The organism is Streptomyces sp. NPDC001339 (genome assembly GCF_042895955.1).
Lineage (GTDB): Bacteria > Actinomycetota > Actinomycetes > Streptomycetales > Streptomycetaceae > Streptomyces.
The window spans coordinates 72,920-88,262 of record NZ_JBIAWT010000001.1 but is presented as its reverse complement, the minus strand read 5'-3'; the positions used below and the strand labels follow the sequence as shown (position 1 = coordinate 88,262).

Here is a 15,343-nt window from a genome sequence, read left to right as displayed (position 1 = left end):
GAGGGGGCGCGCGGGTCTCAGAGGGGGCCGGAGCGCGAGCCTTGGCGCCCGCGCCCCGGCCCCCACCGGTCGCACACCGCGCACCACACCGCGAGCAGCACCCCCGCCAGGCACCAGCTGCCCAGTACGTCCAGCGGCCAGTGGTAGCCGCTGCGGACCAGGCCCACACCGACCCCGGCGTTGACCGGCACGACGACCCCGGCGACGCTCACGGGCACCACCAGGCGCCGCGCCCACCTCCGTCCCGGCCCGGGTCCCCGTCCCGGTCGCGGGCCCGGCTCCCGTCCCCGGACCAGCAGCATCGCGGCCAGGCCGTACGCGACCGCCGCCGTGGCGCCGTGCCCCGACGGATAGAAGCCGTCCTGCATGCCGCCCGCCATACGTGGCGGCCCCGGCCGGGCGAGCCACAGTTTGAGCGGGACCACCAGCGCGGGTACGGCGGCGAACGCGAGCCCGGCGGCGAGCGGCGGCAGCCACCAGCGCGCGTGGTGCCCCTGCCCCTCAGGCCTCCCCCTGCCTCGCCGCCGCTCCCGCCACCCGCGCCGGGCGGCCCAGGCCATCGCCGCCACCAGCACCGGCAGTGCGACGACCGCATTGCCGAGATCGGCGAGGAACTCGGCGACGGAGGACGGGAGTCCGCTGCCCGCGACGGCGCGGCCCAGCCGCTCGTCGAGCGCACGCAGCGGTCCGTGGACCGCCACCTGCCAGGTGAGCACCGCGAAGAGCAGCCCGCTGAGGAGAACCACGGGCAGGACACCGGAGTGCGGGGAACGCGCGCCGCGGAAAGACCGCCGAGAAGCCGACCGCCTCGGAACAGGGGGGGTGGTTCCGAGGCGGCCGCGGTGACCGGTGTCCCGCGCGCCCCGGGGGGTATGGGGCGGGCGGACATCCGATCCGTGAGGATTCCCGGAGCCGCCTGTGCCAGGGGTCCCGGAGTCGTGCGCGAGGGCACGGCCTGACCGGAGCCGGGGTGGCGCCGACCGGGCGTCGCCCGCAGTCCCCTGCGAGCGGGGTGTTTCTCTCATCTGCAGAAACCGTACGGCACGGGGAGCGCACCCGACAGCCGCATTACCCGGCCGCCATCGGCCCCGCACATCTTCTTCACGCTGAGCCTTCGGCCAGGGGCGTCCGGCACAGGCCCTGCACACGTCCGCCGCCCGGCCCGGCGGAGCTCAGATCTTGGCGAAGGCCGCCTCGAGGATGTCCAGACCCTCGTTGAGCAGGTCCTCCCCGATGACCAGCGGCGGCAGGAAGCGCAGCACGTTGCCGAACGTACCGGTCGTCAGCACCAGCAGGCCCTCCTGGTGGCAGGCCTTCGCCAGTGCGCCGGTGACCTCCGGATTCGGCTCCTTGGAACCGGACTTGACCAGCTCGATCGCGATCATCGCGCCACGGCCGCGGACCTCGCCGACGATGTCGTACTTCTCGGCGATCGCGGTCAGCCGGGCCTTCATGATCTCGCCGATCCGCCGCGCCTTGGCGTTGAGGTCCAGCTCGCGCATGGTCTCCAGGGAGCCGAGCGCCGCGGCGCAGGCCACCGGGTTACCGCCGTAGGTGCCGCCGAGACCGCCCGCGTGCGCCGCGTCCATGATCTCCGCACGGCCGGTGACGGCCGCCAGCGGCAGACCGCCCGCGATGCCCTTGGCGGTCGTGATCAGGTCCGGGACGATGTCCTCGTCCTCGCACGCGAACCACTGGCCCGTGCGGCAGAAGCCGGACTGGATCTCGTCGGCGACGAAGACGATCCCGTTCTCCTTCGCGAATTCCGCGACGGCCGGGAGGAAGCCCTTGGCCGGCTCGATGAAGCCGCCCTCGCCGAGCACCGGCTCGATGATGATCGCGGCGACGTTCTCCGCGCCGATCTGCTTGGTGATCTGCGTGATGACCTGGTCGGCGGCCTCCTGCGCGCAGTTCTCCGGGCCGGTCAGCCAGCGGAACGGGTAGGCCAGCGGTACCCGGTAGACCTCGGGCGCGAACGGGCCGAAGCCGTGCTTGTACGGCATGTTCTTGGCGGTCAGCGCCATCGTCAGGTTCGTCCGGCCGTGGTAGCCGTGGTCGAACACGACGACCGCCTGGCGCTTGGTGTACGCCCGCGCGATCTTGACGGCGTTCTCCACCGCCTCCGCGCCCGAGTTGAACAGCGCCGACTTCTTCGCGTGGTCGCCCGGGGTCAGCTCGGCCAGCTGCTCACAGACCTCGATGTACGGCTCGTACGGCGTCACCATCGCACAGGTGTGGGTGAAGTCGGCGAGCTGGGCGGTGGCTCGGCGGACGACTGCCTCGGCGCTGTTGCCGACCGAGGTCACCGCGATGCCCGAGCCGAAGTCGATCAGGGAGTTCCCGTCCACGTCCTCCAGGACGCCGCCGCCCGCGCGCTTCACGAAGACGGGCAGCACGGCACCGACACCGCCGGCGACCGTGGCCTGCTTACGGGCCCACAGCTCCTGCGACTTCGGGCCGGGGATCGGGGTGACGACGCGACGCTCCTGGGGGAGGCCGGGGCCTCCGGACAGTTCGGTCATGGCAGTCTCCTGGGGTGCGGCGAGGAACGTACCGAGGTCTGGTGCGGTGCTCGTGTTCGTTGCTCTTGTTCGGTCTTGTTCTCGCAGGTTAGGGGCGGCCCGGCGGGCGGGGCATGTTCCGTTCGGGAGAAGTGGGCGTGTTGCGTTGTCCGCACCGGACATAGCGACGCCCTGCGGCCAGTAGATTGAGCGGCGGCGTGCCCGGAACCGGCGGGCGCGAGCACGGGAAGACACGGGACGACAAGGGACGACGAGGGCCGGGGCGCCCGGCCGGCCGGGCCGCCGCCCGACCACACCACAGGCCACGGCTCAAGGGGGACGAGGGGCACCGGATGGACACCGAGGGCACGCACGACGCACAGCACCCCGCTTCCCGGCCGCCCGGCGGAGCGCACCGGTCCGAACCCACCGTGCCGCGCCCCGCGGCCCCGCCGGTCCCCCCGGCCGCGGCGCCCGGCACTCCGGCCCCGCCCCGTACTCCGCCCGTCCCGGTGGTGGCCGGGCCCGCCGCGCCGCCCGGTGGCGCCGCCGCCCCCGAGCCGCCGGTGCTCCGCTGGCTGCGCACCCCGCGGCCGGCGGCGGCGCCCGGCATCTGGACGTACGGGCACCGGCCGAAGCCGCCGGAGGAACCGGACCGGGTACCGGGGCGCCAGCTGGTGGCCGGGGCGCTGATCTCGTTCCTGTGCGGGTGGCTGGTGTGGTCGCTGCTGTCGAACGAGTACCTCGGCGACTACTGGCTCTGGCCGCTGCTCGTCCTCACCCCGGACTCCTGGCGGGAGGCGGGCGGCCAGATGGCCTTCGTCTGGGCGACGTATGTCTACTACGGGCTGGTCGTGGCCCTCCTCGCGGTCGTCTTCGGCCGTATCGGCCGCTGGCCCGAGCTCGCCCGCCGGGTGCTGGGGCCGGTCGTCCGCCGCCTCCGCGACACCGCGCCCGCCGCCGTGCCCGAGCCCGCCGCCGACCCCGCGCAGTGGCCCGAACTGCGGGCCCACGGTGCCCCGGACGCGGCCGACAGGCTCGCCGCCGAAGCCCGCGCCGGCCGGATGAACGACGTGGACGTGGCGAGGATCCAGCGCGCCTGGCGCTCGGTCCGGTCGGGCCGGAACTCCCTCGCCTCGTTCACCGACACCGTCCTCCGGTACGGCGCGGCGGCCTGTGCGCACCCCTCGGGGCTGCGGGACCTGCCCCGCCGGGCCGCCCACCACGACCTGCTGGCCCACCAGGTCCGCATCGGCACGGCCGTGGACCACCCCCGCAACCCGTACCAGCACCGCGGCGTCGGCTGCGCCCTGGGGCCGGGGGTCCTGGGCACGTCGCTGCTCGCCGTCGGGCCCGCCGGCTGCGGCAAGACGACCCGGGTCGTCAAACCGGTCGTGGAGTCGATGTGCCTGCAGGCGCTGGCCGGGCAGTGCGCGGTGATCGCCGTCGGGCCGGCCGGGTCCGACCTCGGTCCCGACGAGGCGTTCGACGTGGTCGTCCGGGTCGGCCGCCCCGACCCGGAGTGCGACCTCGACCTCTACGGGGGCACCACCGATCCCGACGAGGCGGCGGGCGTGCTCGCCGAGGCGCTGGTGGGCGACCTCGCCGAGCAGCTACCCGGTGGCGACAGCCGCCGGGCGGCGATCGTACTGGCCCAGCTGCTCGGCCCCTTCCGGGCCGCCCACGACCGCTTCCCCGCCGTGCCCGAGCTCCGCGAACTGCTGGACGGCGGGCCCGAGGCGATCGCCGCGCTGCGCACCGCCCTGGAGCACGCCGGAGCCCACACGCTGCTGCGCGAACTGGACGCCCGGGCCCGTCAGGCGGAGCGCCCCGGCGACCTCGCCGTCCTCCTGGCCGACCGCATCGCCCTCCTGGACCGGCCCGCCTTCGCCGCCTTCTTCGACCCGACGGGCCGCACCCGGCAGGTCTCGCTGCGCGCCCTCGACCACCCCCTCCGGGTCCGGATCGAGCTTCCCGAGCGCGGCCACGCGGAGGCCTCCCGGATCCTCGCCCGACTGGTCCTCGCGCAGTTCACCGAGTGCGCCGTCGCCCGTACCGACCGTTCGCTGTTCGCCTGTCTGGTGCTGGACGAGGCCGCCCGCACCCTCACCGCGGAGGCGCTCCGCGGGCTGCAGCGGCTGCGCTCGGCGAACGCCGGAGCGGTGCTCACCCTGCGTTCCCTGGACGACGTCCCCGACGCGTTGCGCGGCACGCTGCTGGGTGCGGTCGGCTGCCGGATGGCGTTCGCGGGCGTCACGACCTGGGACGGTGCGCGGTTCGCCGAGGTCTGGGGCAAGGAGTGGGTGGAGACCCGCGATGTGACGGACCGTCAGATCATTGCCGAGGGCGCCGCGATGAAGGTGTTCCACGCCTTCCGCCACCTGGTCACGGGGAAGGCGGCCACGGCCAAGGCGATCACCGTCCGCACCGTGGAGCGGGAGCGCTGGTCCGCCTCCGACCTCGCCAACTCCGTCCCGGCCGGGCACGCGGTGCTGTCGGTGACCGCGGTGAGCGGGGAGTCGGCTCCGCCGGTGCTCGTGGACCTGCGGCCCTGAGAGCGGGGCCAGGGAGTGGCCGAGGCTCCTGGGTCTCCCCGGGATTCATCCGCTGAGGCAGAATCGACAGGGGTTGTTCGTACGGGTCGGCGCATTTCCCCGGCGCAGCCGCCAGTCACCAGCCAGCAGTCATCGGAATCATCGGAGCCATCGAAGGTCTTATGCCGCACACCCTCGCCTCCCTGGTCAACCACACCGCGCTCAAGCTGACCGTGCTCGCGGGTGAGGAGCGGCTGGACGTCCCGGTGCGCTGGGCGCACGCCAGCGAGCTGATCGATCCGGTGCCGTACATGGAGGGCGGCGAGCTGCTGCTGATCACCGCGCTCAAGCTCGACGCGGAGAACCCCGAGGCGACCCGCAGCTATGTCCGGCGGGTCGCGGACGCCGGGGTGGTCGGCCTGGGCTTCGCGGTCGGCGTGAACTACGAGGACGTTCCGGAGGCGCTGGTCGCGGCGGCGCGGGAACGGGAGCTGCCCCTGCTGGCGGTGCCCCGCCGGACCCCGTTCATCGCGATCAGCAAGGCGGTGTCGGCCGCCGTGGCCGCCGACCAGTACCGGGCGGTGACCGCCGGTTTCGAGGCGCAGCGGGAGCTGACCCGCGCCGCGCTGAGCGCGGACGGCCCGGAGGGGCTGCTGGCCCGGCTCGCGGCGCACCTGGACGGCTGGACGGCGCTCTACGACGCGTCGGGGGCCGTGGTGGCGGTCGCTCCCGACTGGGCCGCGCGCCGGGCGGCCCGGCTCGCGCGGGACGTGGCACGGCTGCGGGAACGGCCCGCGCCCGCCACGGCCGTGGTCAGCGATGCGGAGGGCGACGACCGGGTGGAGCTCCAGTCGCTGGGTACGGGGCGGCGGTCGCGCGGGGTGCTCGCGGTGGGGACCGGGGCGCCGCTCGGGACGGCCGGGCGGTACGCCGTGCACTCCGCGGTCGCGCTGCTCACGCTGACCACCGAACGGTCCCGGGCGCTGCAGGACGCCGAGCAGCGGCTGGGTGCCGCGGTGCTCAAGATGCTGCTCGCGGGCGAGCCGGACCACGCACGCGCGGTGGCGGGGCGGCTCTACGGAGACCTGCTGGACACTCCGTTCCGGATGCTGGTCGCCGAGCCGGTGGCGGCGGAGGAACGGCCGGTGCCGTCCGGTGCGGCCGCCGCCGCGGAGACCTCCTCGTCCTCCGGCGCGTCCGCACCACCAGTGCCGTCGTCCCCGTCGTCGGCAACGCCCACGTCCGCGCCCACCTCTGCGTCCGCGTCCGGGCCCTCGGGCGCGGGATCCGGGGCGCTGGACGGACTGGCCGACGCGATGGAGTCCGCCGCGGCGCGGACCGGCGAGGCGGTGCTCACGGTCCCCGACGGGGGCCGGCTGATCGCGCTGGTCACGGACGGCGGCGCGGCAGCGGACGGCTGTGCCGCGTACGCCGCCCAGGCGGAGGCCCAGGCGGAGGCCCGGGCGAGCGCCCAGGCGCGTCCGCACGGCCGGCCGGGACGAGCCGACGCGGGCCGCGGCGGGCCGTGGGTGGCCGTCGGACTGTCCGCTCCGACCGGGCCGACGGCCGCCGCGAACGCCTTCCGGCAGGCCGAGCAGGCGCTGTCGGTGGCCCGTCGACGCGGTCGGGCGCTGGTCGAGCACGAGGACGTGGCGGCGGGGTCCGTACTGCCGCTGCTCGCCGACGACGCGGTACGGGCCTTCGCGGACGGGCTGCTGCGGGCGCTGCGGGAGCACGACGCGACCGGGCGCGGTGACCTGGTGGCGTCGCTGCGCGCCTGGCTCGCCCGGCACGGCCAGTGGGACGCGGCCGCCGCCGACCTGGGCGTTCACCGTCATACGCTGCGCTACCGCATGCGGCGCGTGGAGGAGATCCTGGGCCGGTCGCTGGACGACGCGGACGTACGGATGGAGCTGTGGCTGGCGCTCAAGGCGATGTCGGCCATGGAGGGGGAGTGACGACAGGTCCCCTGTGGCCGCGGTACAGGGGCGCCCCCTCCACCGCGGAGAGACACACCCCCTGATTACGCCGCTTCGGACAAACGCCGTGGCGGTCCCGCGCCCCTACCGTGGAGCCAGGTTCATCAGCGCAGTGCCGTGTCGTGCCCTGGCTCCACGCCCTGGCTCGCGGTGCCGTGCCGTACCGGGCACTGCGTTTCCTGAGCCGACCGCACCACTCACCACTCCTGAAGGGCCGGGTTCCACTGTGCCGATCCCCACTGATGCAGCCCCCACCGCCTTCTGGCTGGCCGGCCGCCAGGCCACCGGCGAGGCCACCTTCGACGTCACCTCCCCCTGGGACGGACGTCTCGTCGGCACGGTGAGCGTGCCCACCGAGGCCCAGGTCGAGGAGGCCATCACCGCCTCCGTCGCGGTCCAGGACGAGCTCGCCGCGACCCCGGCGCATGTGCGCGCCGCGGCGCTGGACCATGTGCAGCGCCGGCTGGTGGAGCGTACGGAGGAGATCGCCCGGCTGATCTCCGCGGAGAACGGCAAGCCCATCAAGTGGGCGCGCGGTGAGGTCGGCCGCGCGGTGTCCGTCTTCCGCTTCGCGGCCGAGGAGGCCCGCCGCTTCAACGGCGGCGAGGCGCAGCGCCTGGACACCGACGCGGGCGGCGCCGGCCGGCTCGCCCTGACCCGCCGCTTCCCGCGCGGCACCGTCCTGGGCATCGCACCGTTCAACTTCCCGCTGAACCTCTGCGCCCACAAGATCGCCCCGGCCATCGCCGCCGGCGTCCCGATCATCCTCAAGCCGGCCCCGGCCACCCCGCTCTCCGGCCTGCTCATCGGTGAGCTGCTGGCCGAGACCGACCTGCCGGCCGGCTCCTGGTCGATCCTCCCGGTGCCCAACGACCGGATGCCCGCGCTCGTCCAGGACGAGCGGCTGCCGGTGGTCTCCTTCACCGGTTCCGAGAAGGTCGGCTACGCCATCCTCGACTCGGTGCCGCGCAAGCACTGCACGCTGGAGCTCGGCGGCAACGGCGCGGCCGTCGTCCTGCCCGACTGGTCCTCCGAGGAGGACCTGGACCGGGCGGCGCAGCGCATCGCGATCTTCTCCAACTATCAGGGCGGGCAGTCCTGCATCTCCGTCCAGCGGGTCATCGCGGACGCGTCCGTATACGACCGGCTGGTGCCGAAGATCGTGGCGGCCGTCGAGGCGCAGGTCACCGGCGACCCCTCGGACGACGCGACCGAGGTCGGCCCGCTGGTGGACGAGGCCGCGGCCCGGCGCGTCGAGGCCTGGGTCGACGAGGCCGTCGAGCGCGGCGCCCGGCTGCTGGCCGGCGGCAAGCGCGACGGCGCCTCGTACGCGCCGACCGTGCTGGCGGACGTGCCGGCCGGCGCCACCCTCGCCTGCGAGGAGGTCTTCGGCCCGGTGCTCACGCTCACCAAGGTGGACGGTGTGGAAGCGGCGTTCGCGGCCGTCAACGACTCGAAGTACGGGCTTCAGGCGGGCGTGTTCACGCACGACACGCAGACCGCGTTCCGCGCCCACCGCGCGCTGGAGGTGGGCGGTGTGGTGATCGGCGATGTGCCGTCCTACCGCGCCGACCAGATGCCGTACGGCGGTGTCAAGCAGTCCGGCGTGGGCCGTGAGGGCGTGCGCTTCGCGATGGAGGACTACACCTACGAGCGCGTCATGGTGCTGACCGGCCTCGCGCTGTGAGGACGCGCCGGCACGCATGAGGCGCCCGCACGCCTGACGCGAGCCCTGACACGGCGCGCTCCGGACCCTGCTCCCGGAGCGCGCCGCGTCCCCTTTTCCGTTTTCCGTTTTTCCGTGACGTTCCCCTCGACGTCTCCCCTCGACGTTTCCCCTCGGGGTTTCCCCCGAAGTTCCCCCCGAAGGGCCGAGGGCACCGGCCCGGTCCGGGGCCGGGCCCGGTCCCTGGTCCCGCATGGCCAGGAGGCACCGCCTCGCCCCGCTCTTCCCTGTACCCCCAGTGGTGCAACCCGCGCGGATCGGGTAACTCTCACAAGGAGCGCTGTTCCAGCGGCCCGACCGGCCCGCCGGCGCAGAACTACCGAATCCGCGGCGAGGTGAGCTCCTGATGACCGCTCCATCCATCCGCAACGTTTCCGAGCGCGAAGCACGCCAGGTCGCCGAGGCGGCCCGTGAGCAGGACTGGCGCAAGCCCAGCTTCGCCAAGGAACTGTTCCTGGGGCGGTTCCGGCTCGACCTCATCCATCCGCACCCCACTCCTACGGTCGACGACGTACGCCGCGGTGAGAAGTTTCTCGCCACCCTGCGGGAGTTCTGCGAGACGGAGATCGACGGCGCCCGGATCGAGCGCGAGGGGCAGATCCCGGACGAGACCATCAACGGGCTCCGGGAGCTCGGCGCGCTGGGCATGAAGATCGACCCGAAGTACGGCGGCCTCGGCCTCACCCAGGTCTACTACAACCGGGCGCTGTCCCTGGTCGGCTCGGCCAGCCCGGCCATCGGCGCACTGCTCTCCGCGCACCAGTCGATCGGCGTCCCGCAGCCGCTGAAGCTCTTCGGCACCCAGCAGCAGAAGGAAACCTTCCTGCCGCGGCTGGCGCGGACGGACATCTCGGCGTTCCTGCTGACCGAGCCCGATGTCGGCTCGGACCCGGCGCGGCTGGCCACCACGGCCGTCCCGGTGGGCGGGGGCACGTCCCGGTCGAGCGATTTCGACAGCGGGGGAGAGTACGTCCTCGACGGGGTGAAGCTGTGGACCACCAACGGTGTGGTCGCCGACCTGCTGGTGGTCATGGCGCGTGTACCGGCCTCCCCAGGCCACAAGGGCGGTATCACCGCCTTCGTCGTCGAGGCCGACTCGCCGGGCATCACGGTCGAGAACCGCAACGCCTTCATGGGCCTGCGGGGTCTGGAGAACGGCGTCACCCGCTTCCACCAGGTACGGGTCCCGGCCGCGAACCGCATCGGCCCCGAGGGCGCCGGCCTGAAGATCGCCCTGACCACGCTCAACACCGGGCGGCTCTCCCTGCCGGCGATGTGCGTCGGCTCCGGCAAGTGGTGCCTGAAGGTCGCGCGGGAGTGGTCCGCGGCCCGTGAGCAGTGGGGCCGGCCGATCGCGAAACACGAGGCCGTCGGCGCCAAGATCTCCTTCATCGCGGCGACCACCTTCGCCCTGGAAGCGGTGGTCGACCTCTCCTCCCAGATGGCCGACGAGAACCGCAACGACATCCGTATCGAGGCCGCCCTCGCCAAGCTCTACGGTTCCGAGATGGGCTGGCTGATGGCCGACGAACTGGTCCAGATCCGCGGCGGACGCGGCTTCGAGACCGCGCCCTCGCTCGCCGCCCGGGGCGAACGCGCGGTACCGGCCGAGCAAATGCTCCGCGACATGCGGATCAACCGGATCTTCGAGGGATCGACCGAGATCATGCACCTGCTGATCGCCCGGGAGGCGGTGGACGCCCACCTGTCCGTCGCCGGCGACCTCATCGACCCCGACAAGAGCCTCGCCGACAAGGGGCGGGCGGCCGCCAAGGCGGGCGGTTTCTACGCCCGCTGGCTGCCCAGGCTGGTCGCCGGGCCCGGTCAACTCCCGCGTACCTACCAGGAGTTCGGAATCCTCGCCGGGCATCTGCGGTACGTCGAACGGGCCTCCCGCAAGCTCGCCCGCTCCACCTTCTACGCGATGTCGCGCTGGCAGGGCCGAATGGAGACCAAACAGGGCTTCCTCGGCCGGATCGTCGACATCGGTGCCGAGCTCTTCGCCATGAGCGCGGCCTGCGTACGGGCGGAGTACCTGCGCGAGACCGGCGAGCACGGCCGCGAGGCGCAGCGGCTGGCCGACGTCTTCTGCCGCCAGGCCAGGATCCGCGTCGAGGAACTGTTCGGGCGGCTGTGGACCAACACCGACGAACTCGACCGCAAGGTCGTCTCCGCCGTCCTCGACGGCCGCTACACCTGGCTGGAGGAGGGCATCATCGACCCGAGCGGCGAGGGCCCGTGGATCGCCGACGCCACCCCGGGAGAGAGCCGGAAGGACAACGTCCACCGCCCCATCCGCCGCCCACGGCCGTAAGATCCGCCGCCCACGGTCGTCAGCCCACGACGGGAGGCCCACGACAGTACGCCCGGAGCCCATCCCACCGGGCCCCGTCCGGCCAGGATCCACCGGACGGGCCCCGGTGCCCGCCTCCGTGCCCACGGCACCCCGGCGACCGGCCACAATGGACCCCATGACGGACTCCCTCGCCCATCCGCACCTGCGCTTCGAGCCGGCCCCCGGCGGCACCGGCGGACCCGACGGCCCGCGCCGGATCGTGATCCTCGGCTCGACCGGGTCGGTCGGCACCCAGGCGATCGACCTGGTGCTGCGCAACCCCGACCGGTTCCATGTGACCGGGCTCTCCGCGGCCGGCAGCCGGACCGAGCTGCTCGCCGAGCAGGCGCACCGGCTCCGGGTGGCCACCGTCGCGGTGGCGCGCGAGGACGCGGTGCCCGCACTGCGCGCGGCGCTCGCCGAGCGGTACGGCGCCGGCGAGCCGCTGCCGGAGATCCTGGCCGGCCCGGAGGCGGCCACCGAACTGGCCGCCTCCCCCTGCCACACCGTCCTCAACGGCATCACCGGCTCCATCGGCCTGGCCCCGACCCTGGCTGCCCTGAAGGCCGGCCGGGTCCTGGCCCTGGCCAACAAGGAGTCGCTGATCGTCGGCGGCCCGCTGGTCAAGGCCGTCGCCCGGCCCGGCCAGATCATCCCGGTGGACTCCGAGCACGCGGCGCTCTTCCAGGCGCTGGCGGCCGGCGCCCGCGCCGACGTCCGCAAGCTCGTCGTCACCGCCTCCGGCGGCCCCTTCCGCGGCCGTACGAAGGAGGAGCTGGCCGGCGTCACCGTCGAGGACGCGCTCGCCCACCCCACCTGGGCGATGGGCCCGGTGATCACGGTCAACTCCGCGACCCTCGTCAACAAGGGCCTGGAGGTCATCGAGGCGCACCTGCTCTACGACATCCCCTTCGACCGCATCGAGGTCGTCGTCCATCCGCAGTCCTACGTCCACTCGATGGTGGAGTTCACGGACGGTTCGACGCTGGCCCAGGCGACGCCCCCGGACATGGGCGGGCCCATCGCCATCGGCCTCGGCTGGCCCGAGCGCGTCCCCGACGCGGCACCCGCCTTCGACTGGAGCAAGGCGTCCTCGTGGGAGTTCTTCCCGCTCGACGACGTGGCCTTCCCGTCGGTCCGCCTCGCGCGGCACGTCGGCGAGCTCGGGGGCACCGCCCCGGCCGTCTTCAACGCGGCCAACGAGGAATGTGTGGACGCGTTCCTCAAGGGCGGGCTGCCGTTCAACGGAATTGTGGATACCGTCGCCGAGGTGGTCGCCGAACAGGGCACGCCGGCCCGGGGAACCCCGCTCTCCGTCGCGGACGTCCTGGAGGCGGAGACCTGGGCGCGCGCCCGCGCCCGCGAACTGGCCGCCCGTGCGGCACGGACCCCCTCGGAGGCTCGCGTATGACGACCTGGATGACCATCCTCGGCATAGTCGTCTTCGTCGTCGGCCTGCTGTTCTCCATCGCCTGGCACGAACTCGGCCACCTCTCCACGGCCAAGATGTTCGGTATCCGCGTGCCGCAGTACATGGTGGGCTTCGGGCCGACACTCTTCTCCCGTAAGAAGGGCGAAACCGAGTACGGCATCAAGGCGATCCCGCTCGGCGGCTATATCCGCATGATCGGGATGTTCCCGCCCGGGGACGACGGGAAGCTGCAGGCCCGCTCCACCTCACCGTTCCGCGGCATGATCGAGGACGCCCGCTCGGCGGCCTTCGAGGAGCTCCAGCCCGGCGACGAGAAGCGGCTCTTCTACACCCGCAAGCCCTGGAAGCGCGTCATCGTGATGTTCGCCGGGCCGTTCATGAACCTGATCCTGGCGGTCGTGATCTTCATGAGCGTGCTGATGGGCTTCGGCATCAACACCCAGACCACCCAGGTCGGCTCGGTCTCGGACTGTGTGATCTCGGCCGCCGCCAAGACCGACAAGTGCCCGGCCGGCGCCAAGGACTCCCCGGCCAAGGCCGCGGGCCTGCAGCCGGGCGACAAGATCGTCTCCTTCAACGGGCAGGACGTCCCGAACTGGGGCGCCCTCCAGCAGCGGATCCGCGACACCACGGGCCCGGCCACGCTGGTCGTCGAGCGGGACGGCGCCCGCCGGACGCTGCACGCCGACCTGATAGAGAACAAGGTCGCCAAGACGGACGGGCGCGGCGGCTATGTCCGCGGCGAGTACGTCACCGCCGGCTTCCTCGGCTTCACCCCGGCCAGCGGCGTCGTCAAGCAGTCCTTCAGCCAGTCCGTCGACCGCATGGGCGGCATGGTCGAGCAGGGCGTCGCCTCGCTGGTCCGCCTGCCCGCCAAGGTCCCGGACCTGTGGGAGGCGGCCTTCAACGGCGGCGAGCGCAAGCAGGACTCCCCGATGGGCGTGGTCGGCGCGGCGCGGGTCGGCGGGGAGGTCTTCTCTCTGAACATCCCGCCGGAGCAGCGGGTGGCGACCATGCTCTTCCTCGTCGCCGGGTTCAACCTCTCGCTGTTCCTGTTCAACATGCTGCCGCTGCTCCCGCTGGACGGCGGGCATATCGCCGGCGCGCTGTGGGAGTCGGTCCGGCGGGCCTTTGCCAAGATCGTCCGGCGGCCCGACCCCGGTCCGTTCGACGTGGCCAAGCTGATGCCGGCCGCGTACGTCGTCGCCGGGATCTTCATCTGCTTCACCCTGCTGGTGTTCGTCGCCGACGTGGTGAATCCGGTGAAGCTGACCTGATGCCCGCTGCGGCACCCTCCCCGGTGGCACCGGACGGGGCGGCGGCCGGGCACCTCCGCGGCGTTCGGAGGTGCCCGGCCGCCTCTTTCGTGCTCTTCGGGGCGGCCTCCGGGGAGCGATGTGCTGAGGGCGTTCCGTGTGTCGTAGGCTCGAAGACCGGAGCCCGCCGATACGGGGCCTTGATCCATACCTTGGGGTTGCTCGCCAGATGACTGCCATTTCGCTGGGAATGCCGGCCGTACCGACCAAGCTCGCCGACCGCCGGGTCAGCCGCAAGATCCAGGTCGGTCCGGTGGCCGTGGGCGGAGACGCACCGGTCTCGGTGCAGTCGATGACGACGACGCGGACCTCCGACATCGGCGCCACGCTCCAGCAGATCGCCGAGCTGACCGCCTCCGGCTGCCAGATCGTCCGGGTCGCCTGCCCCACCCAGGACGACGCCGACGCGCTGCCGGTGATCGCCCGGAAGTCCCAGATCCCGGTCATCGCGGACATCCACTTCCAGCCGAAGTACGTCTTCGCCGCCATCGACGCCGGCTGCGCCGCGGTCCGCGTCAACCCCGGCAACATCAAGCAGTTCGACGACAAGGTCAAGGAGATCGCCAAGGCGGCCTCGGAGGCCGGCACCCCGATCCGGATCGGCGTCAACGCCGGCTCGCTGGACCGGCGCCTGCTGCAGAAGTACGGCAAGGCCACCCCCGAGGCGCTGGTCGAGTCCGCGCTCTGGGAGGCCTCCCTCTTCGAGGAGCACGGCTTCCGCGACATCAAGATCTCGGTCAAGCACAACGACCCGGTCGTGATGGTCAACGCCTACCGCCAGCTCGCCGCCCAGTGCGACTACCCCCTCCACCTCGGCGTCACCGAGGCCGGCCCCGCCTTCCAGGGCACCATCAAGTCCGCGGTCGCCTTCGGCGCGCTGCTCAGCGAGGGCATCGGCGACACCATCCGGGTCTCGCTCTCCGCTCCGCCCGCCGAAGAGGTCAAGGTCGGCATCTCCATCCTGGAGTCGCTCAACCTCCGCCAGCGCCGCCTGGAGATCGTCTCCTGCCCGTCCTGCGGCCGCGCCCAGGTCGACGTCTACAAGCTCGCCGACGAGGTCACCGCGGGCCTGGAGGGCATGGAGGTGCCGCTCCGCGTCGCCGTCATGGGCTGCGTCGTCAACGGCCCCGGCGAGGCCCGCGAGGCCGACCTCGGCGTCGCCTCCGGCAACGGCAAGGGCCAGATCTTCGTCAAGGGCGAGGTCATCAAGACCGTCCCGGAGTCGAAGATCGTCGAGACGCTGATCGAAGAGGCGCTGAAGATCGCCGCGCAGATGGAGGCCGACGGCGTCGCCTCCGGTGAGCCGGTCGTCACCGCCGCCGGCTGATCCCCGGCACCTCTCACCCGTCCCGCCCCGGCGGGCGGTCCACCACTCCGCCGAGCCCCGCCGCCCCGCCCGGGCCGCGGGGCTCACGGCCGTCCGGGCCCGTCCCGGCCCGCGGGCCGGGAACTCCCGCGCGGGTGGAGGTACAGTGCCAGGACCTGCTCCCGCCTGGCCTCCCAGGCCCGTCATGGTGAGG

At 73.1% G+C, this 15,343-nt stretch carries 9 protein-coding genes; 7 read left to right on the top strand and 2 right to left on the bottom strand.

Annotated elements, in window-relative coordinates; all coding sequences use genetic code 11:
• Positions 1-17 precede the first annotated feature (17 nt).
• Positions 18-746 (bottom strand): phosphatase PAP2 family protein, encoded by a 729-nt coding sequence (locus tag ACFY12_RS00345; protein ID WP_390713464.1) that lies wholly within the window; start codon positions 744-746, stop codon positions 18-20.
• Between the two features lie 426 nt (positions 747-1,172).
• Positions 1,173-2,522, bottom strand: coding sequence for a 4-aminobutyrate--2-oxoglutarate transaminase (gene gabT, locus ACFY12_RS00340; protein WP_390713463.1), 1,350 nt, complete (start codon positions 2,520-2,522; stop codon positions 1,173-1,175).
• 332 nt (positions 2,523-2,854) lie between these two features.
• On the opposite strand from gabT, the gene ACFY12_RS00335 reads away from it, so the two are divergent.
• From ACFY12_RS00335 to ispG, 7 genes are all read left to right on the top strand, one after another.
• Positions 2,855-5,056: an ATP-binding protein gene (locus ACFY12_RS00335; RefSeq protein WP_390713462.1), complete on the top strand. Its 2,202-nt coding sequence runs from the start codon at positions 2,855-2,857 to the stop codon at positions 5,054-5,056.
• Positions 5,057-5,217: 161 nt separating this feature from the next.
• Entirely contained in the window at positions 5,218-6,993 is a 1,776-nt protein-coding gene (locus ACFY12_RS00330; RefSeq protein WP_390713461.1) for a PucR family transcriptional regulator, read from the top strand.
• Between the two features lie 247 nt (positions 6,994-7,240).
• Positions 7,241-8,701, top strand: a complete 1,461-nt coding sequence (locus ACFY12_RS00325; protein ID WP_390713460.1) for an aldehyde dehydrogenase family protein — start codon at positions 7,241-7,243, stop codon at positions 8,699-8,701.
• 385 nt (positions 8,702-9,086) lie between these two features.
• Entirely contained in the window at positions 9,087-11,054 is a 1,968-nt protein-coding gene (locus tag ACFY12_RS00320) for an acyl-CoA dehydrogenase family protein (RefSeq protein WP_390713459.1), read from the top strand.
• A 157-nt stretch (positions 11,055-11,211) separates the two neighbouring features.
• Complete coding sequence (dxr, locus tag ACFY12_RS00315; RefSeq protein ID WP_390713458.1) at positions 11,212-12,486, top strand: 1-deoxy-D-xylulose-5-phosphate reductoisomerase; 1,275 nt, start codon at positions 11,212-11,214, stop codon at positions 12,484-12,486.
• Positions 12,483-13,784, top strand: a complete 1,302-nt coding sequence (locus tag ACFY12_RS00310; protein ID WP_390713457.1) for a M50 family metallopeptidase — start codon at positions 12,483-12,485, stop codon at positions 13,782-13,784. The genes dxr and ACFY12_RS00310 overlap by 4 nt, the downstream gene beginning before the upstream one ends.
• Positions 13,785-13,992: 208 nt before the next feature.
• Positions 13,993-15,150 carry a flavodoxin-dependent (E)-4-hydroxy-3-methylbut-2-enyl-diphosphate synthase gene (ispG, locus tag ACFY12_RS00305; RefSeq protein WP_390713456.1) on the top strand — a complete coding sequence of 386 codons (1,158 nt, stop codon included), beginning with the start codon at positions 13,993-13,995 and terminating at the stop codon, positions 15,148-15,150.
• Positions 15,151-15,343 lie beyond the last annotated feature (193 nt).

Bases quoted from the DNA above. Each gene is read 5' to 3' on its own strand.
- gabT (WP_390713463.1), bottom strand. From the start codon at position 2,522: ATGACCGAACTGTCCGGAGGCCCCGGCCTCCCCCAGGAGCGTCGCGTC.
- ACFY12_RS00335 (WP_390713462.1), top strand. From the start codon at position 2,855: ATGGACACCGAGGGCACGCACGACGCACAGCACCCCGCTTCCCGGCCG.
- ACFY12_RS00330 (WP_390713461.1), top strand. From the start codon at position 5,218: ATGCCGCACACCCTCGCCTCCCTGGTCAACCACACCGCGCTCAAGCTG.
- ACFY12_RS00320 (WP_390713459.1), top strand. From the start codon at position 9,087: ATGACCGCTCCATCCATCCGCAACGTTTCCGAGCGCGAAGCACGCCAG.
- dxr (WP_390713458.1), top strand. From the start codon at position 11,212: ATGACGGACTCCCTCGCCCATCCGCACCTGCGCTTCGAGCCGGCCCCC.
- ACFY12_RS00310 (WP_390713457.1), top strand. From the start codon at position 12,483: ATGACGACCTGGATGACCATCCTCGGCATAGTCGTCTTCGTCGTCGGC.
- ispG (WP_390713456.1), top strand. From the start codon at position 13,993: ATGACTGCCATTTCGCTGGGAATGCCGGCCGTACCGACCAAGCTCGCC.